The following is a 15,655-nucleotide window of genomic DNA, read 5'->3' as shown; positions in this document are numbered from 1 at the left end:
GCGGCTTTTTTTAATCCCAATCGCGACGACGGAGTGTCGTGAGAACTTGGTTGTCTTCGCCGTAGAGCGTCAGTTCTTTGAACGTCGCATCGACGGCGCGGACTTGTTCAAGCAATTGCAAAAAGTCGCGCTCGGCGTCCATAATCGGCGGCGGGCAGGCTTTCTTGGTGCTCGCCAGAGGACCAAAGGTGATGAGGCGGCCATTTTGGGTGAAGCTGCCGAAGAAATTATTACAGCCACCAGAGCCGACGACTTCGCCCTCACTCTTAAAGGCCACAAACTGATCGACACCGCCTTGGATGGGCCCCCATTCTGTCCCAGCCAAGGTCGCTAGCGGCCGATTGGCGGCGTGACTAATGGCTTTTTGACAGGCACCCAGCGCGACCATGAGGACGAGCGAGCCAACAACGCGACCGATCATTAATTCATCTCCCGATAGGGATCGCCAAGCATGCGCGATACGGAGCGACCATTTTCAGCCAAGGCGGCAACGTCGGCGCTGACCGATTGGCTACATACGCTATGTCTCTTTTTTTCGAGGTAATATCCGGCGTTAAAGGCCTGCGTGAGCTCACGTTGTTTTGACGTATCGCCGGGCGCTTCAATATCGAGCATGTCGGACATATATTCACGCCATTGCTGATCATCCTCACCAAAGCATAAGGTGCGCAAATAGTGCATCTGACCGAGGTTTTTCGCCAAGGCTTCAACGAGGCTCGTCATCCGAACCATGTCAGCCTCGATCCGCAATTCAGCCGCTTCACGTGCGGCGCGGCGGTCCTCCTCGCTCTGTGTATCCTGCGCGAGCGCGCTGAGCGGCAGCAGGAGCAGGATGATGACGAACAAATGACGCATAGGCCTACGCTAGCCCCCCTTTCTTAACAGGGCGAGACTCGATTGCAGAATAGGCGTCGCGAATAACGGTGTTGGTCTTTGACCACATGCCGAGCGCGCCAATATCGGCGACGGGGATAAACCGGGCCTCTAACGCATCATCGGCCCCGCAGGGATCGCCGCTCGTCCAGACGGCGGCATAATCGTGAAGTCGGTAACAAAAGCCTTCGAAATCAGCCTCAATGACCGCAACTTTCTCGCCAAGCATGGCGGTCACGCCCGTCTCTTCCGTGAGTTCACGCAGAGCCGCGTCAGCTTCGCTCTCGCCGGGTTCGATCCGGCCGCCGGGCAGCGACCATTCGCCCGCGCGCGGCGGGTTGGCGCGGCGGATCAACAAGACAGTGTCATCGCGAAAACAGGCGACCCCGACGCAATCTGTTCGCTTTGTTGGCTCAGGGGTGATTGCGCTGACCTCGCTCTGTGCTAGCTTTGAAACTATGTGTGGCCGCTATGTCATTGATACCAACCAAGGTCAGGTCGCGGCGCGATTTGAGGCCGAGATTAGCGATCTTGGTTTGTGGACTTGGGAACCGAATTACAACATCACGCCGATGACCGTTGTTCCGACAATTGCCCTCGATGGAACAAAGGCCCGCAAATTGGTGCCGATGCGCTGGGGCTTGCATCCGCATTGGCGGAAAGACATGCCGCAGGGCCGCCCGCTGTTTAATGCGCGCGCAGAAACGGCCGCGGACAAACCATCGTTCCGGACGCCGTGGCGCCGCCGTCGCGCGCTGATCCCCGCGAGCCATTGGTATGAATGGACGGGCGAACAGGGCGGGAAAGTGCCGTGGTGCATTAAGCCGGACGCGAGTCCCCAAGAGAGCGGCCTGTTCGCCTTTGCCGGCCTGTGGGATCAATGGCGGGTTGAGGACGGCGTCAGCCTGCTGTCCTGCACAATTCTGACGATGGACAGCGATGGGCCGATCAAACGGCTGCACCACCGGATGCCGGTGCGATTGCCGGAAACAGAATGGGCGGCGTGGCTTGACCCGGACTCGACAGCTGAGCGGGTTTTGGATTCGGCCTTGAGCGCAGATGATTTGATTTTTTGGGAGGTAGACCGGGCTGTCAATTCCAACCGCGCGGGCGGGTCGGCGCTGATTACGCCGGCCGTTTAACGCACAGCAAACCGTCATGACGGGTCTGTTTCAGACTTGGGCAAATCAATGTCGGCGGGATCCATATCGTCCGGATCAGTGTCGGGAAGATCAATATCTAGCAGATGCAAATCGGGCGCACTGGGATTAACGGGCTTATCTTGTTCGTTCAAACTCGGGGCATGGACGAATTTTTCAGGGAATAGCCGGCGCATCGCCCCCGTGAGGAAATCCGACATACGCGCATGACGTTTTCCAACCGGGCGTTCCGGTCCGCGCGTCGTGTCGGCGAGGGTCTGGCGTTCCATTTCGGCGTTGAGTTCGGCACCAATGATGACCGTCATGGCCGTCAGCCAAAACCACAGCAGCAACACAACAACGGCGGAAATGCCGCCATAAGTTGCTTCATATTGCCCGAAGTTGCGGACAAAAAATGAAAAGGCCCAGCTGATCATCAACCAACTCACGGTCGTGAACAATACGCCCGGAACGATCCAGCGTTTGCGCGCCCAGCGACGCGACGGGCCGAAGCGATAGACGAAACCGGATCCCAGCATGAAAACTGTAATCAAAACGACCCACGGTAAATTACCCGCGAAAACGGACGCTGTGCGGTCCAAATTGAGGAAGGCGAGCGCGGCGGGTATGCCGATAATGATCAGCAAAGACAGATAGACAAAGGCAAACATGCCCAAGGTCATCCCAAACGCGACAGCATAAAATTGTAAAACGGAGCGTTTTTCTTCTTCGCCATAGGCCACGTTCATGGCGCGTAAAATGGCGCGTATGCCGGCCCCAGCCGTGTAGAGCGCGAACAGCAGAGAGAACACGATCCGCAATGAGAGTTCCGTTGACGGGGCGCTGACAACGGACGCGATCTGATCCGAAATAATGACCCACGCGCTTTCGGGCATCAGAGGACGCAGGAAATTCGCCAAGCCTTGAATGTCGGAGAGGTCCGCAAAATAACCGTAAATTGACAGTGACGCCGAGATCAGAGGGAAGATCGACAGTAGCGCAAAAAACGCCACGCCCGCTGCGACCACGGGAACATTATCGCGGCTGGTCTGCACAAACATGCGCGCGACAATTTGCGCATACTCATGCGGTCGAAATTGAAGCGGACTTCTGACGTCGCGCTGGACAAAATCAAGAGAAGCAATTTTCATGTCAGCGCGGGTCGCTTAGGATTTTTTCGGGGGTTGCAGGCGTTCGAAAACTAATTCCATCTCGGACGATCGCTCTTTTGACAGTGTATAGCCATTCTCGTTGAAGTGTCTGAGGTCGGCGGCGGTGTTGATCTGGTTTTGTATCACCCAGCGGGCAAACAAACCGCGTCCAAATTTGGTGTAATATTGGACAGGCCGGGCTTTCCCATCCTTTTCTTCGAGGAACTTAACCTCAATGACGGGGCGGTCGAGTGTCTTGGCATTGACGGCTTTAAAATATTCATTGGAGGCCAGGTTCAACACGGTTTGATCATGATGGCCGTTCAAATCGGCTCGGATCTGTTCGCCGATTTTTTCGCCCCAGAATTGATAGAGATTTTTGCCGCGATCATTGTCCATGCGCGTGCCCATTTCCAAGCGATAGGGCTGAATTTCGTCCATCGGGCGAAGCAGACCGTAAAGTCCAGACAAAATGCGGAGGTGGGTTTGGGCGTAGTTTAAATCAGCCGCAGACAGGCTTTTCGCCTCGAGGCCCCAATAGACATCGCCATCAAAAGCCAGACCCGCCGGTTTCATGCCGTCCGTCTGACCGTCCATGTCAAAGCGCGCGAACCGGTCGACGTTTAATTGCGCCAAATTATCGGATAAATGCATGAGCCGTTTCAGGTCGCCAAGCGATTGCTCCTTGGCCGTTTTAGCCAGCAGTTGTGTGTCGCTCAGCAGGCGCGGCTGGGTGACAGGCACGGGCCCGTCATACGCATCCATATTCAATTTTTTAGCAGGGGAGAGTAAGGTCAACATCGTTTCGTCCTCATAACAGCGAGCCGGAATTGGCTTGTCCGCGTGGGTATGAGGAGGGGTCGCAAGGACAGGGGATGAAGTCAAGACAGACATCCACGCCAACCGGACATCAGGGTCGCGGCTAAGTCTGCGTTTGCGTCAAAAATGACACGACCGCGGGCGCTCCCCCGTGACGGGTAGAGCAATAGAGAACCGATTTACACGAAGGCAGAGCCCGCGCGCTTGGGGGCGCATCCAAACAAAGCCTTGTGACCCGGCAGATCTTCATCACGTCCGGGACGGTGAGACAGGATGGCGGACTTTCGGTCTGGTCCTCTCTACCGATAAATTAGGTGTCCCTCTGACATTCAGGCTTTCGCCATTATGCCAAACAGCCCCCAATCCATCATCAATCGCTTTGTCGGATGGAACCGCGCGCGCCGCATTACCTCGCCCACCGTCCAGCCCACCAAACCCCCGCCAGCATAAGAGCAATGCCTCTCTCGTGTCCGAAGCGGGTGAGGGTAAAGTGCAGGCGTTTTGGACAGCGGGGATGAGGTTGTTTGGATTGCAGTCGGATTGAACACGACGAGAACCGCGAGCGTGGACGGGGTTTTATCAACAGCCGTATTAAGGGGTGGTGCCGATCAACCTAACGCGTGGACGTTCGCTTAGGGGGGCGAAGCGGACCTTAGACGAGCGGCTTAAAACGCCCAAAGAAGGCCGCTCGCTAATTTCTAGTAATTCCCGCAAGCGGAACTTAACCCCATGACTTAAACCAGGCGACTTTAAGACACTCACCTTAGCCAAGTTTGAGCATCCAAAAAATGACCCCTGCGAAACCGCTCTACATGTAACGAGCTCATGCCTACTCTTGATGTCCGTTAAACCAGACATTATGTCTGGTTTAACGGACATATAAAAAGAGGCTCTTATCGTGTTAAAATCCTTGATTTTCGTTGCTGTGGCAGCGGTCGCTGGCACGGCACTGGCTATCTTATCCGTGCGGCTACATGTTCCAACTGGATGGATAGGTGGGCTTGCGCTTATCGTATGGGCCGTGCGGTCACGCAAAAAATGGGCGCGTGCTCAAACGCAGACAGGTCTTGAACCTAGCGGTCCTGAACAAGTCTTACGGTTACGGACAGTTGGTACAGCACTCTTATTGGGGCATTTGCTTGCAACACTCGCTCATCCCGAACTGGACCTTCACGTTGGTCAAGGAAACAGTCTGGCGATCGACTCATGGACTATGGTTGCCGCCTTGCTAATCGCAGGATTTTTGTTTCGTCAGGGTTCAACTGTCAGAGACGAGAGAGATGATTCAATAACCGCAAGAGGGACAAAAGTTGGTTATTTATCCCTTATTGGTATGCTTATTTTACTGTTATCTCTTCTGGGGTTTTTACCCATGCACATTCTAGTGGAGCTAAATTACTTCACGCTCGCAAATATTCTGGTCGCGATCATTCTGCTCTCCATTACGTTCAAGTACACAATCCAGCTGATTGGGTATGCCCAAGATACTGAGGCCGCATTATCGATGAGGCTTGAGAATGACTGATCTCCAAATTGGCAACCATTTGCGCAAACTTCGGTTTCTAAAGGGTGAGATGACCCAAGCCCAACTTTCGAAGAATGTTGGCGTCACACGGCAAACTATTGTTGCTCTCGAAACCTCCCGTTACGCTCCCTCTCTTGAACTTGCTATGAAGCTGGCATGTGTTTTTGATTGTGGTGTTGACGATCTTTTCTTCTGGATAAACCTTGAAGACGCAAAATCTAAATACTCTTCTGACGGACAATAATCATGACTGAGCACAAAACCCGAAGCAGACGAGGCCTAAAACTCCTCGCAATCATTTTATCTGCATTCGTACTTCCGGCCTATTTTATCTTTAGGTTATTTGAACCGGTATTTGTTTGGAATAGCGGCTGGCAAACGCTCACCAATAAAGATCGGCTAATTGGAGAGCAAACGGCCATACCCGAAGGTTATGCCGATATCATTCTTGCGGCCAATAGAAGCCTGGATGAAGCCATCTTGACGAATGATTTTCCTGCAGTTTCCGTTGCTCTAGGTAAAAATGGAGCGCTGATTTGGGCGCGCGCTGCAGGATTTCGGGACATCAAGAATGAAGTGCCAGTCACACTTCAGACTAAATTTAGGATTGGTAGCGTTTCAAAGGCTGTGACCGCGACAACAGCAGCCAGGCTTTCCGATGAAGGGGTCTTGGACATAGATGCGTCGATCAAAGACTTGGTGCCTTATTACCCGCAAAAAGCCTTCGATATCACCACTCGTCAGCTCATGACTCACACGGCCGGTATTCGCCATTACGGGCCTTGCCTCTGTTTTCCTTTTGATGAGTACAGCAATCAAAAACATCATGACAGCGTCGAAAGCGCTATTGGTCGTTTCTCAAAATCAGCGCTTCTTTTTGAGCCCGGAACGGATTTTTCATATAGCTCATATGGCGTCACCTTAGCATCTGCGGCAATGGAAGGCGCGAGCGGTCAATCTTTTGATAGCTTAATAGAAACGAAGCTTACGACGCCTTTGGGTATGAAAAACACATTACGTGAAGGCTTGGCTGATGGTGATTTCGCAGTGCCCTATGTCATAAAAGACGGGCAATATAAAAAAGCGTATCCAGTGGACAGCTCCAACAAGACGGCTGGTGGCGGCTTTCTTTCCACACCAATAGACTTAATATTGATGACCCAGGCAATTTTAACCCAGGATTACGTAGCCCCTGCTACACGTGAATCCTTATTTTATACGCCACAAAAACTGGCGACCGGCGAGGTAAACGAGCAGAGCTATGCTTTTGGTTGGCGGAGCCATTTGTCGACTGACATATTTGACGACGGCCGTGAGGTTATGATTTCACATCATGGCGGCGTCGCAATGGGAGGCATCGCTTTTCTGATTATGTATCCCGAACATGATATGTCGATTGCTATTACGGTAAATCGCCAGATGGACGGTGTTGGTGAGCTTTGGAATTTGGTTCACGCCATTGCACAAGAGGTCATTCTAAGAACTGAAAAAGCACGAGACTGAGCGGCTTATTTTGGGTGTTTTAATCCGCTGCTAACGTCCGCTCAGGGGATCTTTCTACGTTTTCTCGGAGGCTTAATACGCTCACAATAGGACGCTCGTTTATTTCTACTAATGGGCGCAGCTGACCTCAGCTCATACATTTGTCCGGCAAGCGGTGGTTTGATGGACACAGTTGTTTTAGCCGGTTGGATAACGCGATGGAGCCTCTGCCACACAGCCTTTGCCTACAATCTCGCAAAGTTTGTCAATTGCACCTGCGCGCCCATGATTCGGTCAGGTCTTTCTCAGGCAGAGCGTTTTTTGTCGGTTGAATAATCCTTAGCCACCAGATGAAAGCCCGCCTACATCAGCAGGCGGGCTCATTTTTGGCTACGCCGGGCGAACTACGGTGTCGCAACCGATACATCGGACTGCGCGAGCTGCACACGCTCCTGCGTTGGGACCGCAGCAAGGTGATAACGAGTCAGGACATCGAAGTCTGCGTTCGCGACGAACTGGGCGACGAGATCGTCTGCGCACTCCTTCATGCTCTGGCCGAGATATAGAACGGAGACCGGATCGGATTTGCAGGATCGTTTCGCGGTTTTGACCAGTTTGGCGTAAACGCCGTCGACGCCCTTGGGTGACAGCAGGTCGGACTTGTCGAACTTTACTGTGACTGTCCGGTCCATAAGATTGCGGTCGTCTGCAAAAGCGCTGGGAGCCATAGCTGTGGTTGCCAGCGCCAGCAGGCCGAGTGAAGCCTTGGCGATTTTGTTGACGCGGACCACACGCGGGGTCATGGAGGTTTTTCGTTTGGTAAGCATTGGAAGGTTCCTTTCCATTTGAGTGTCGAGCGAAAGGCGGCGAGGTCACGACCCTCGTCGCCAATCATCTTTGGATTGGCATAAGCTCCAGTTTGGTGGAACCCACACTATCGGCGTGACTGCTATGCAGAAAAACATAAGTAATAACAGCAACTTAAGACGAATTGTCCGGCGCGCTCGTTTGGTATAACGACCGCTGTTCTAACCGTAGTATCGAGCCTGCATGGAGGCCACGAACACACAAAGGCGTATGCGGAACCGCAATGCAAAGAAAGCGGGTAGCCGATCGATCAAATGCGATTGAGCGTCTAAGTTTCAGGCGCAGAAGCCAACATCTTGCTGCACCGATGGACGATGGGGATCAGGTTTTGGGCCGTCCCGTGCTCTCTAAGCGTGAAGGGCTTTGCGTCCCTCGGATACGTCCGAGAGGCATCTCGACTGCTCACCGATTGAGCAATGTTGGAGGATGCGGGTGACAGGATTGTGCATGTGCTCGGAATGGCCGCAGCAATCCGGATTGGGCTGCAGAGGCTTGGCGCTATTGGTTAGAGTCGTAATTGAAGCTCGGATGCATTGGCGATTCCCCTCGCATGCTAGAACCTCTTCACACCTTTGGCCCGGTCCTTGGACTGGGCCTTTTTCTTTGTCGGCATCTTTTTTGTTGACGTGTCACGCCGCTTCAGAACCTGAAAGTATCTTTGTGCTGGCCACTCGCTCCTGGCTAATGTTGCTTGAACGCGTGACCTTGGGTAGTCGCCGCAACGACAGCCTAGAAGGCTACTGCGGAGCGAACAATATCGGTCAGGATGTCTCCGAAATTCAGCCAATACGATGTGTCCATCAAACCTTCGATTAACGGACTGTGCTTTGCTGTCCTGCAAGCTGGAGCCAGATGAGTTTTCGGACAAGTTGATTGTTGGACGGGTTTTTTGGACGAGAAATTCAACTGTGAAGCGTTAGGGCGTTTAGACAAATGGCGGAAAATTATCGATTACACAAACCAATTGAGGGTTTGGGCTAAGGTCAGCTTTGGGGATCTCGCTGCGTTTTCTCAGAGGCTTAAAATGCCCAAAGAAGGACGCTGGTAATGACTGTCAAAATGGTGAGTTTTGCCCAAATGAAGCCTCTCAACCACGACTAGACACGATTATGCAAAGCGCTATGTTCTGCTTAACGGGGGTCAGGGGCGCACCATGTTACTTCGAAGCATATCCAAACATGTGAAAGACCAGAATTGGTTCGCGGTTGCACTCGACTTTGTCATCGTTGTCGGCGGCGTATTCATCGGGCTTCAGGTCGCGAATTGGAATGAAGCGCGTGCGAGCCAAGCACGTTCGGAGCAATATCTTGAAAGGATAGCCACCGATCTGGTTAAAGAAATCGCGATTTATGATGACCGGATACAGTTTTGGCGGCAGGTTTCTGATAATGGTCTGGTTGTGCTGGATGAAGCCAACAATGGCGGCAAATTGCTCAAGCCTTGGGAGCTTTTACTAGCCTATTTTCAGGCGAGCCAAGTGGCTGAATTTTTCCCTTCAAACGCGACGTTTGAGGAATTGAAAAGTGCGGGTGAGCTCGGCCTTATACGCGACGCGCACCTGCGCAGCCAACTTTCCGAGTATTATGCTTATCCCGGTTATGAAAGTCTGCGCGAACGTCCGCCTTATCGGGAGCATGTTCGGAGCATCATACCTGTGCGCATGCAATTATATATCTGGTCCAACTGCTACCAAACTGACGGCGGTATTCAGACGTTGAAATCCTGCTCCGCGCCTGCAGAAGACTCAGAAATTCAGCCCGTTATTGACCGCCTCAACTCAAGCGAACCTATTCTGGACGAATTACGCTACTGGGTTTCGGCACTGGAAGTGGCAAACATAATTGTCCAAGGAAACTCTGAAATCGCCAGAGGGCTCCTCGACGAGCTGATGATCGAACTTGGTCAAAAGAGCGAAGCCGCCCCATGATCTTCCTACAGAAAACCAGCCTTTTTGTGAGTAGCTCTAAGTCGCCTCATAACAGCCGCTGACACTAGAGGCCATTTCCGCCCAAAGAAGGCCGCTGGTAATGTTTGCCGATATGGCCACAAACAATCAAAGTAGAACACTCGCACAAGTTTTTTCGGCTTCGTTAGCCAGGGCTTTTTTTGATAGTAAAGCCCTACAATATCTTTCTTGTCATCACGAAAGCGCCATACAAAGTGAATTGGAAATGTGTAAATTCGCTGTAAACATGCGTTGACGAAGTCTTAAAAAGTTTGAGCCAAATGAGTAACCTTCAAATCCTGCCTGAAACTAAGTTTTCCGATCCCCATCGGACTATGAAAGGGGAGGCGCGCGCTTGGATTAAGTATCAAGGCACAAAAACCCTTTGGTTCAACACGGGCACTTTGTGCAATATTGAGTGCCTGAATTGTTACATTGAGAGCTCGCCCACGAATGACCGCCTTGTTTATCTGAGCGTCGATGATGTCGTCCCTTACTTAGATGAGCTTGACGTCGCTGGAGAACACGGCATTGAAATTGGGTTCACGGGCGGTGAGCCATTTCTTGCACCGGACATGGTGGCCATAATCGAAGCCGTCGTCAGCCGAGGGCACACAGCATTGGTCCTCACAAACGCCATGAAACCTCTCATGCGCAAGCGGGTTCAAAGCAGTCTCAAGGCTTTGCAAGAGCGCTATAATGAACAAATGCGCTTCCGGGTAAGTCTTGATCATTACTCAGAAGAATTACACAATGTGGAACGCGGTCGAGGCGCGTTCGCTTCTGCCTCAATTGGGCTCAGTTGGCTTGCGGCTGAAGGGTTTGAGCTCGATCTCGCGGGGAGGACTGTGTGGGGTGAAAGTGAAGAGGTCTCCCGGGCGGGCTACGCAAAACTTATAAAAGATCATAAACTTGGCATAGACCCGAATGACACAACGCGTTTGGTCTTGTTCCCTGAAATGAAGGGAACGGACGATCCGCCTGAAATCACAAATGCTTGCTGGGGTATTTTGGATAAATCGCCCGCAGACCAAATGTGTTCAAACAGCCGGATGATTGTGAAAAGAAAAGGAGCTGGAAAGACCTCTGTTGTTGCCTGCACGCTTATCCCTTATGATGAACGTTTTGAATTAGGCAATACGCTCGAGGAATCGCGTCAATCCGTTTCGCTTAACCACCCCTACTGCGCGACGTTTTGCGTCTTAGGGGGCGGAAGTTGCTCCGCTTAAACCCAACTTATTTTTTAAAGAAAAGAGTTTCAAATGTTACATGAAGTTGTCAAAACGTATTACGGAGATACGCTGGGAGGGACGTGTGATTTAAAAACGGACGCCTGTTCTACATTGGAAATACCGACACTCCAAATTCGGGACGCACTTAGCCTTATCCATGATGAAGTCTCATCTCGTTACTACGGGTGTGGTCTAGCCATTCCGGAATGCCTCGACGGTTTGAAAGTCTTAGATTTAGGATGCGGGGCAGGCCGCGATGTTTACGCCCTAGCAAAGCTCGTCGGACCGAATGGCCATGTGACAGGTGTCGATATGACACCTGAACAGCTCGAAGTCGCGCGGGCGCATGAGACGTGGCATGCGGAAAAATTTGGCTACGACAATCCGAACACACGGTTCCTTGAAGGCTATCTCGAGAAGCTGGACGAACTTGACCTTGAAAAGGGAAGTTTCGATCTGATCATATCAAATTGTGTCTTTAATCTTTGCGTTGATAAACCAGCCGTTTTCAAAGCCACTTATGACTTGTTGAAAGATGGCGGGGAGGTCTACTTCGCGGATGTTTATTCTGATCGACGCATTCCCCAACACTTGATCGAAGACGAGGTGCTTTATGGCGAGTGTTTGTCAGGTGCGCTGTATTGGGATGATTATATTCAAATTGCAAAAACGGCTGGATTTTTAGATCCGCGCGTTTTCGATCACAGACCGCTTTCAATTATTGATCAAAAAGTGAAAGATAAAATCGAGTCTATCAAATTTGCATCTGTCACAGCGCGTCTGATGAAGCTTGAGAATGCTGACGCCGGATGTGAAGATTATGGTCAGGCCGTCATTTATAAAGGCGGCGTGCCGGGCATGGAGCGCGTTTTCAAACTCGACACAGATCACGAAATTGAAGCCGGCCGGGTCTTTCCTGTCTGCGGCAACACATTATCGATGTTAAAGGACACGCGTTTCACGTCCTATTTTGAAGTTGTGGGTGAAGGTAAAACGCATTTCGGAAAGTTCCCAAATTGCAAAGCCCCTCAAATTTTTGAAGATGTACCGGCGGTTGAAAATAACCCATTCTCAGGCGGTAGCAGCTGCTGCTAGTCCAAGATTGTCTTTAGCATGTTTAAAAATTTTGGTATTTTAAGTTTAGCAGTACTGCTCGCGGCCTGTTCTGCGCCGGAAGCTATCTATGTTTCCGGTTCGTCAACAGTTCTGCCCCCGGTCTCAAAAGCTGCTGACCTATTTTCATCTGAGACAGGCATTTCAGTTATAGTGAATGCCGGCGGATCTGGTGGAGGCTTTAATCAGTTGGCAGAGGGCCAAAGTGACATTGGCATGATGTCCCGCAATATCACCGACGGTGAACGAGACGCCTTCAAGTCCTTCAACTTTACGGAAATTGCAATTGGGCGTGATGCGGTTGTGCCAAGTATCTCATCGGAAATTTATGACGCAGGCGTTCAGGCACTTACCCTACCTCAAATCGCAGGCATCTACACGGGCAAAGTGCAAAACTGGTCCGAAGTCGGTGGACCGGATCGCGCCATATTTGTGATTGATAAAGAAGCAAGCCGAGGCACACGGCAAGTCTTCATGCGGGTCGTATTAGGAGACCCTAAAGCCGAAGCGCCTGGGACTGACTTGGTAACCGGGTCCAATAATGAAGAGCAAACCGCCCTCGTCCAAAGCGATGCAGCCATTGGGATGCTTTCTGTCGCGTGGTTAAATGAGGACGTCCGGGGGCTCGCAATTATTCTACAGGATGGCGAAGTCGTTGAAGCCACTCATGAAAACATTCAAGCAGGTTCATACCCGTTTGTCAGAGATTTAAATGTCGTCATACGGGGCGACGTAAAACCGCCCGCCAAAGAATTTATTGATTACTTACTGGGGCCAAACGGGCAGAAAATGGTCAATAACTCTGGATATATTGGAATCGCTAATTGAGCCGCAGTCTTTCTCCAACGTGGCCAAATCGGATATTTGGAAAGCTAAAGGGCTTACAGATATATGCTCTGATATCCGCTGCCTTATCGCTGTCTATTGTCCTGACGATCATCGTGACACTATTCGTGCAAAGCGGCCCGGTATTGCTCGCGGAAAACAGTGGACTTATGAGCACGAGTTGGAATCCGGACAAAGGTCAGTTTGGTGTTTTGCCGATGTTGTTTGGCTCCGTCTTTGTCATGATCATTGCCGTATCAGTCGCATTCCCACTAGGCCTGTTAGCGGCCGTCTATATTGCCGAAACGCGGTCGTCTAGATTAAGACGGCTCATCAAGTTCTTTCTGGAAATGTTGGTGGGCATCCCCTCTATCGTTTATGGTTTGATCGGTGTGGCTCACCTTAATATTTGGGTTGCGGATATATTTGACCTTCAATCGGGTCGGGTTATTTTAACGGCTGGCATATTGCTTGGAATAATGATCCTGCCGACGTTTTTGACGTTAACTGAAGATGCGATTTCTGCGATCCCGACAAAGTTCAGAGAAAATGCAAAGTCCCTCGGCCTTTATAGGCACGAGGTTTTCTTCAGCGTTATACTTCCCCAGGCCAAAACAGGAATCGCCGGGGCCGGTCTGCTAGCATTGGGACGCGCTCTCGGCGAAACAATGGCCGTCATGTTGGTGATTGGATCGTTGGACCGATTGCCCTCACCTTTGTTTAACCCTTTGTCATCCGGACAAACAATTACCTCTAAACTTGGCCGAGAAGTGGCAGAAAGCGCCTTTGGCTCAGTACACTTCAGCGCATTGGTTTTCATGAGCCTGATACTCGTCTCAATAACAGTTATTCTAACAATTACGTCTCGATATTTGTTCAGGAAAACGCCCGAAAATGTGTGATCGGGTAAATATCAGACATACCAAAGAAAGGTGTTTCGCCTTGGTCTTGCGCGCCTCTCTATTGATATGTGCGGGCACATTGATCTTTTTGTTAGGGTCCATTTTTGTCAAAGGGATTGGTGCGATTAGTCTGCAGTTTCTGTTCATGCCCGCTATGGAATTTGGGAAATCGGGGGGCGTGTTTTATCAAATTCTCGGCAGTATGTTGATGGTGCTTGTCGCCGCAGCATTGGTTGTTCCGCTGGCCATTGGGACATCCCTGTTTCAATATGCGTTTAACACGCGAACAAGCATCGGGTATTTGCTTGAACAAAGCCTCTACGCGCTCAATGCAATCCCCTCGATCACCTACGGTATTTTTGGACTGATATTTTTCGTTAACTTTCTGAATACCGGTATTTCTTGGTTTGTCGGCTCAATGATACTCGCGATTATGATGCTGCCGACCACGACGCTGTCTACCTATCAAGCGATGGTCGCTATCCCGAAAATTTATCATGAAAATGCCGCTGCATTAGGCCTCAGCAAATCGCAGATCATTTGGCGCGTGACATTGCCACAGAGCTTTCATGGCATTGTCACGGGTTCGTTAATTGGATTAGCGCGCGCAATCGGAGAAACAGCTCCCATCATGTTTATCGCAACGGCATTCTCAGGCGTTTCTGTTCCCAAAAGTTTGGTGGAGCCGGTCTCGACCCTCCCCACACATATTTTAGAACTCGCCCAACAATCGACGGATCCCCAAGCTCTACAAAATGCGTGGGGGGCCAGTTTAATTCTGGTGCTTCTGGTCAGCGGTTTCAGTCTTTTGGCTTTGTTTGCCCGCAGCCGTCTTACAGGTCGGGGACAGAAGTAATGAACATTCCTAATTTATTATTGGTCAGCAGCAATCAATCCAGCGATGTCGATGTGCAATCTCACTCGATCCGCCTTGATGGCTTTTCGGCTTATTATGGCAAGAACTGCATCGTATCAGACATCAATTTGAAGCTCCCGATAAAAGGTGTGACCTGTTTAGTCGGACCCTCGGGTGCGGGTAAATCTACAATACTGAGATGGTTGAACCGTATAAATGAGGAAACAGAAAGTGCATCTTTCTCCGGGACAGTAAAGGTTTTAGGTCGCGATATTATGAGCGGTTATCCGGATGTAACGGAACTGCGCCGTCGCGTTGGAATGGTCTTTCAGCAACCCTGTGTTTTTCCATGTTCCATCTATGACAATATACTGATGGGTTTACGCACCCAAAAACTCTCAAAGGCGCAGGCCAGAGACATCGTTGAACACGGACTGAAATTGGCATCACTGTGGGATGAGGTTTCTAATCGGCTGGAAGGGCGGGCCGATTCATTGTCACTCGGGCAGCAACAACGGCTGTGTTTGGCGCGCGCTTTGGTTTTGGAGCCCGATGTGCTTTTACTCGATGAACCAACGGCGTCGATTGACCCGATTTCATCCCACGCGATTGAAGAGCTCGTGATCTCTCTGGGTCGCAAAATATCGATCGTTATGGTCACGCACAATATTGGTCAAGCGAAACGAATTTCAGATCACGTCGTATTTTTATGTGATGGTAAAATTGTTGAGCAAGGCACGCGCGCACATATGTTTTCCCCGCGCTGTTCCGCAAAAACTAAAACCTATATCACAGAAGATTTTTGCGACTGTTAAGCTCAGAAAAATTATGACGATCATCGACGCACCGCCGAGAACTGACAAAATCATGAAATACAAATTTATGGTGGTTCAAGGTAGCGCGATTCCGACACAGAGGTGTGTGAC

17 protein-coding genes are annotated in these 15,655 nt (G+C 50.9%); 11 read left to right on the top strand and 6 right to left on the bottom strand.

Annotated features, from left to right (window positions below; all coding sequences use genetic code 11):
- Positions 1–10 precede the first annotated feature (10 nt).
- Genes IE105_RS07995 through IE105_RS07985 form a run of 3 tightly spaced genes read right to left on the bottom strand, consistent with a single transcriptional unit; the run spans position 11 to position 1,231 of the window.
- The gene (locus IE105_RS07995; RefSeq protein ID WP_189497200.1) at positions 11–421 is read right to left on the bottom strand and encodes an META domain-containing protein; all 411 of its coding nucleotides are present in this window, start codon (positions 419–421) and stop codon (positions 11–13) included.
- Positions 421–855: a TIGR02301 family protein gene (locus IE105_RS07990; protein ID WP_233354055.1), complete on the bottom strand. Its 435-nt coding sequence runs from the start codon at positions 853–855 to the stop codon at positions 421–423. Before IE105_RS07990 ends, IE105_RS07995 begins: the two co-directional genes overlap by 1 nt.
- A 4-nt stretch (positions 856–859) precedes the next feature.
- The gene (locus IE105_RS07985; RefSeq protein ID WP_233354054.1) at positions 860–1,231 is read right to left on the bottom strand and encodes an NUDIX hydrolase; all 372 of its coding nucleotides are present in this window, start codon (positions 1,229–1,231) and stop codon (positions 860–862) included.
- Positions 1,232–1,235: 4 nt separating this feature from the next.
- On the opposite strand from IE105_RS07985, the gene IE105_RS07980 reads away from it, so the two are divergent.
- Positions 1,236–2,015, top strand: coding sequence for an SOS response-associated peptidase (locus IE105_RS07980; RefSeq protein WP_189497198.1), 780 nt, complete (start codon positions 1,236–1,238; stop codon positions 2,013–2,015).
- A 14-nt stretch (positions 2,016–2,029) separates the two neighbouring features.
- Here the strand turns inward: IE105_RS07980 and IE105_RS07975 are convergent, their stop codons facing one another.
- Together IE105_RS07975 and yaaA are read right to left on the bottom strand one after the other, a co-directional pair.
- Positions 2,030–3,163: a YihY/virulence factor BrkB family protein gene (locus IE105_RS07975; protein ID WP_189497196.1), complete on the bottom strand. Its 1,134-nt coding sequence runs from the start codon at positions 3,161–3,163 to the stop codon at positions 2,030–2,032.
- 15 nt (positions 3,164–3,178) lie between these two features.
- Entirely contained in the window at positions 3,179–3,964 is a 786-nt protein-coding gene (yaaA, locus tag IE105_RS07970; protein WP_189497194.1) for a peroxide stress protein YaaA, read from the bottom strand.
- A 916-nt stretch (positions 3,965–4,880) separates the two neighbouring features.
- Here yaaA and IE105_RS07965 point away from each other — a divergent pair.
- The 3 genes from IE105_RS07965 to IE105_RS07955 are packed head-to-tail and all read left to right on the top strand — an operon-like array spanning position 4,881 to position 7,010.
- Positions 4,881–5,507 carry a hypothetical protein gene (locus IE105_RS07965; RefSeq protein ID WP_189497193.1) on the top strand — a complete coding sequence of 209 codons (627 nt, stop codon included), beginning with the start codon at positions 4,881–4,883 and terminating at the stop codon, positions 5,505–5,507.
- Positions 5,500–5,751, top strand: a complete 252-nt coding sequence (locus tag IE105_RS07960; RefSeq protein ID WP_189497191.1) for a helix-turn-helix transcriptional regulator — start codon at positions 5,500–5,502, stop codon at positions 5,749–5,751. The genes IE105_RS07965 and IE105_RS07960 overlap by 8 nt, the downstream gene beginning before the upstream one ends.
- Positions 5,752–5,753: 2 nt before the next feature.
- The gene (locus IE105_RS07955; protein WP_189497189.1) at positions 5,754–7,010 is read left to right on the top strand and encodes a serine hydrolase domain-containing protein; all 1,257 of its coding nucleotides are present in this window, start codon (positions 5,754–5,756) and stop codon (positions 7,008–7,010) included.
- 383 nt (positions 7,011–7,393) lie between these two features.
- Here the strand turns inward: IE105_RS07955 and IE105_RS07950 are convergent, their stop codons facing one another.
- Positions 7,394–7,816 carry a UrcA family protein gene (locus tag IE105_RS07950; RefSeq protein ID WP_189497187.1) on the bottom strand — a complete coding sequence of 141 codons (423 nt, stop codon included), beginning with the start codon at positions 7,814–7,816 and terminating at the stop codon, positions 7,394–7,396.
- 1,193 nt (positions 7,817–9,009) lie between these two features.
- On the opposite strand from IE105_RS07950, the gene IE105_RS07945 reads away from it, so the two are divergent.
- From IE105_RS07945 to IE105_RS07915, 7 genes are all read left to right on the top strand, one after another.
- The gene (locus IE105_RS07945) at positions 9,010–9,783 is read left to right on the top strand and encodes a hypothetical protein (RefSeq protein ID WP_189497185.1); all 774 of its coding nucleotides are present in this window, start codon (positions 9,010–9,012) and stop codon (positions 9,781–9,783) included.
- A gap of 299 nt (positions 9,784–10,082) precedes the next feature.
- Entirely contained in the window at positions 10,083–11,030 is a 948-nt protein-coding gene (locus IE105_RS07940; protein WP_189497183.1) for a radical SAM protein, read from the top strand.
- Positions 11,031–11,063: 33 nt separating this feature from the next.
- The gene (locus IE105_RS07935) at positions 11,064–12,128 is read left to right on the top strand and encodes a methyltransferase domain-containing protein (protein ID WP_189497181.1); all 1,065 of its coding nucleotides are present in this window, start codon (positions 11,064–11,066) and stop codon (positions 12,126–12,128) included.
- Between the two features lie 18 nt (positions 12,129–12,146).
- Positions 12,147–12,974, top strand: coding sequence for a PstS family phosphate ABC transporter substrate-binding protein (locus IE105_RS07930; protein ID WP_189497179.1), 828 nt, complete (start codon positions 12,147–12,149; stop codon positions 12,972–12,974).
- Complete coding sequence (pstC, locus tag IE105_RS07925; protein ID WP_233354053.1) at positions 12,971–13,873, top strand: phosphate ABC transporter permease subunit PstC; 903 nt, start codon at positions 12,971–12,973, stop codon at positions 13,871–13,873. The genes IE105_RS07930 and pstC overlap by 4 nt, the downstream gene beginning before the upstream one ends.
- Before the next feature lie 178 nt (positions 13,874–14,051).
- The gene (locus IE105_RS07920; protein WP_233354052.1) at positions 14,052–14,729 is read left to right on the top strand and encodes a PstA family ABC transporter permease; all 678 of its coding nucleotides are present in this window, start codon (positions 14,052–14,054) and stop codon (positions 14,727–14,729) included.
- Positions 14,729–15,544, top strand: a complete 816-nt coding sequence (locus IE105_RS07915; protein WP_189497175.1) for a phosphate ABC transporter ATP-binding protein — start codon at positions 14,729–14,731, stop codon at positions 15,542–15,544. Before IE105_RS07920 ends, IE105_RS07915 begins: the two co-directional genes overlap by 1 nt.
- Positions 15,545–15,655 lie beyond the last annotated feature (111 nt).

Origin of the sequence: Algimonas arctica (assembly GCF_014652695.1) — a bacterium.
Classification (GTDB): Bacteria; Pseudomonadota; Alphaproteobacteria; order Caulobacterales; family Maricaulaceae; genus Litorimonas; species Litorimonas arctica.
Note: the sequence above shows the minus strand (reverse complement) of the source record. Positions and strands in the feature narration are given on the sequence as shown.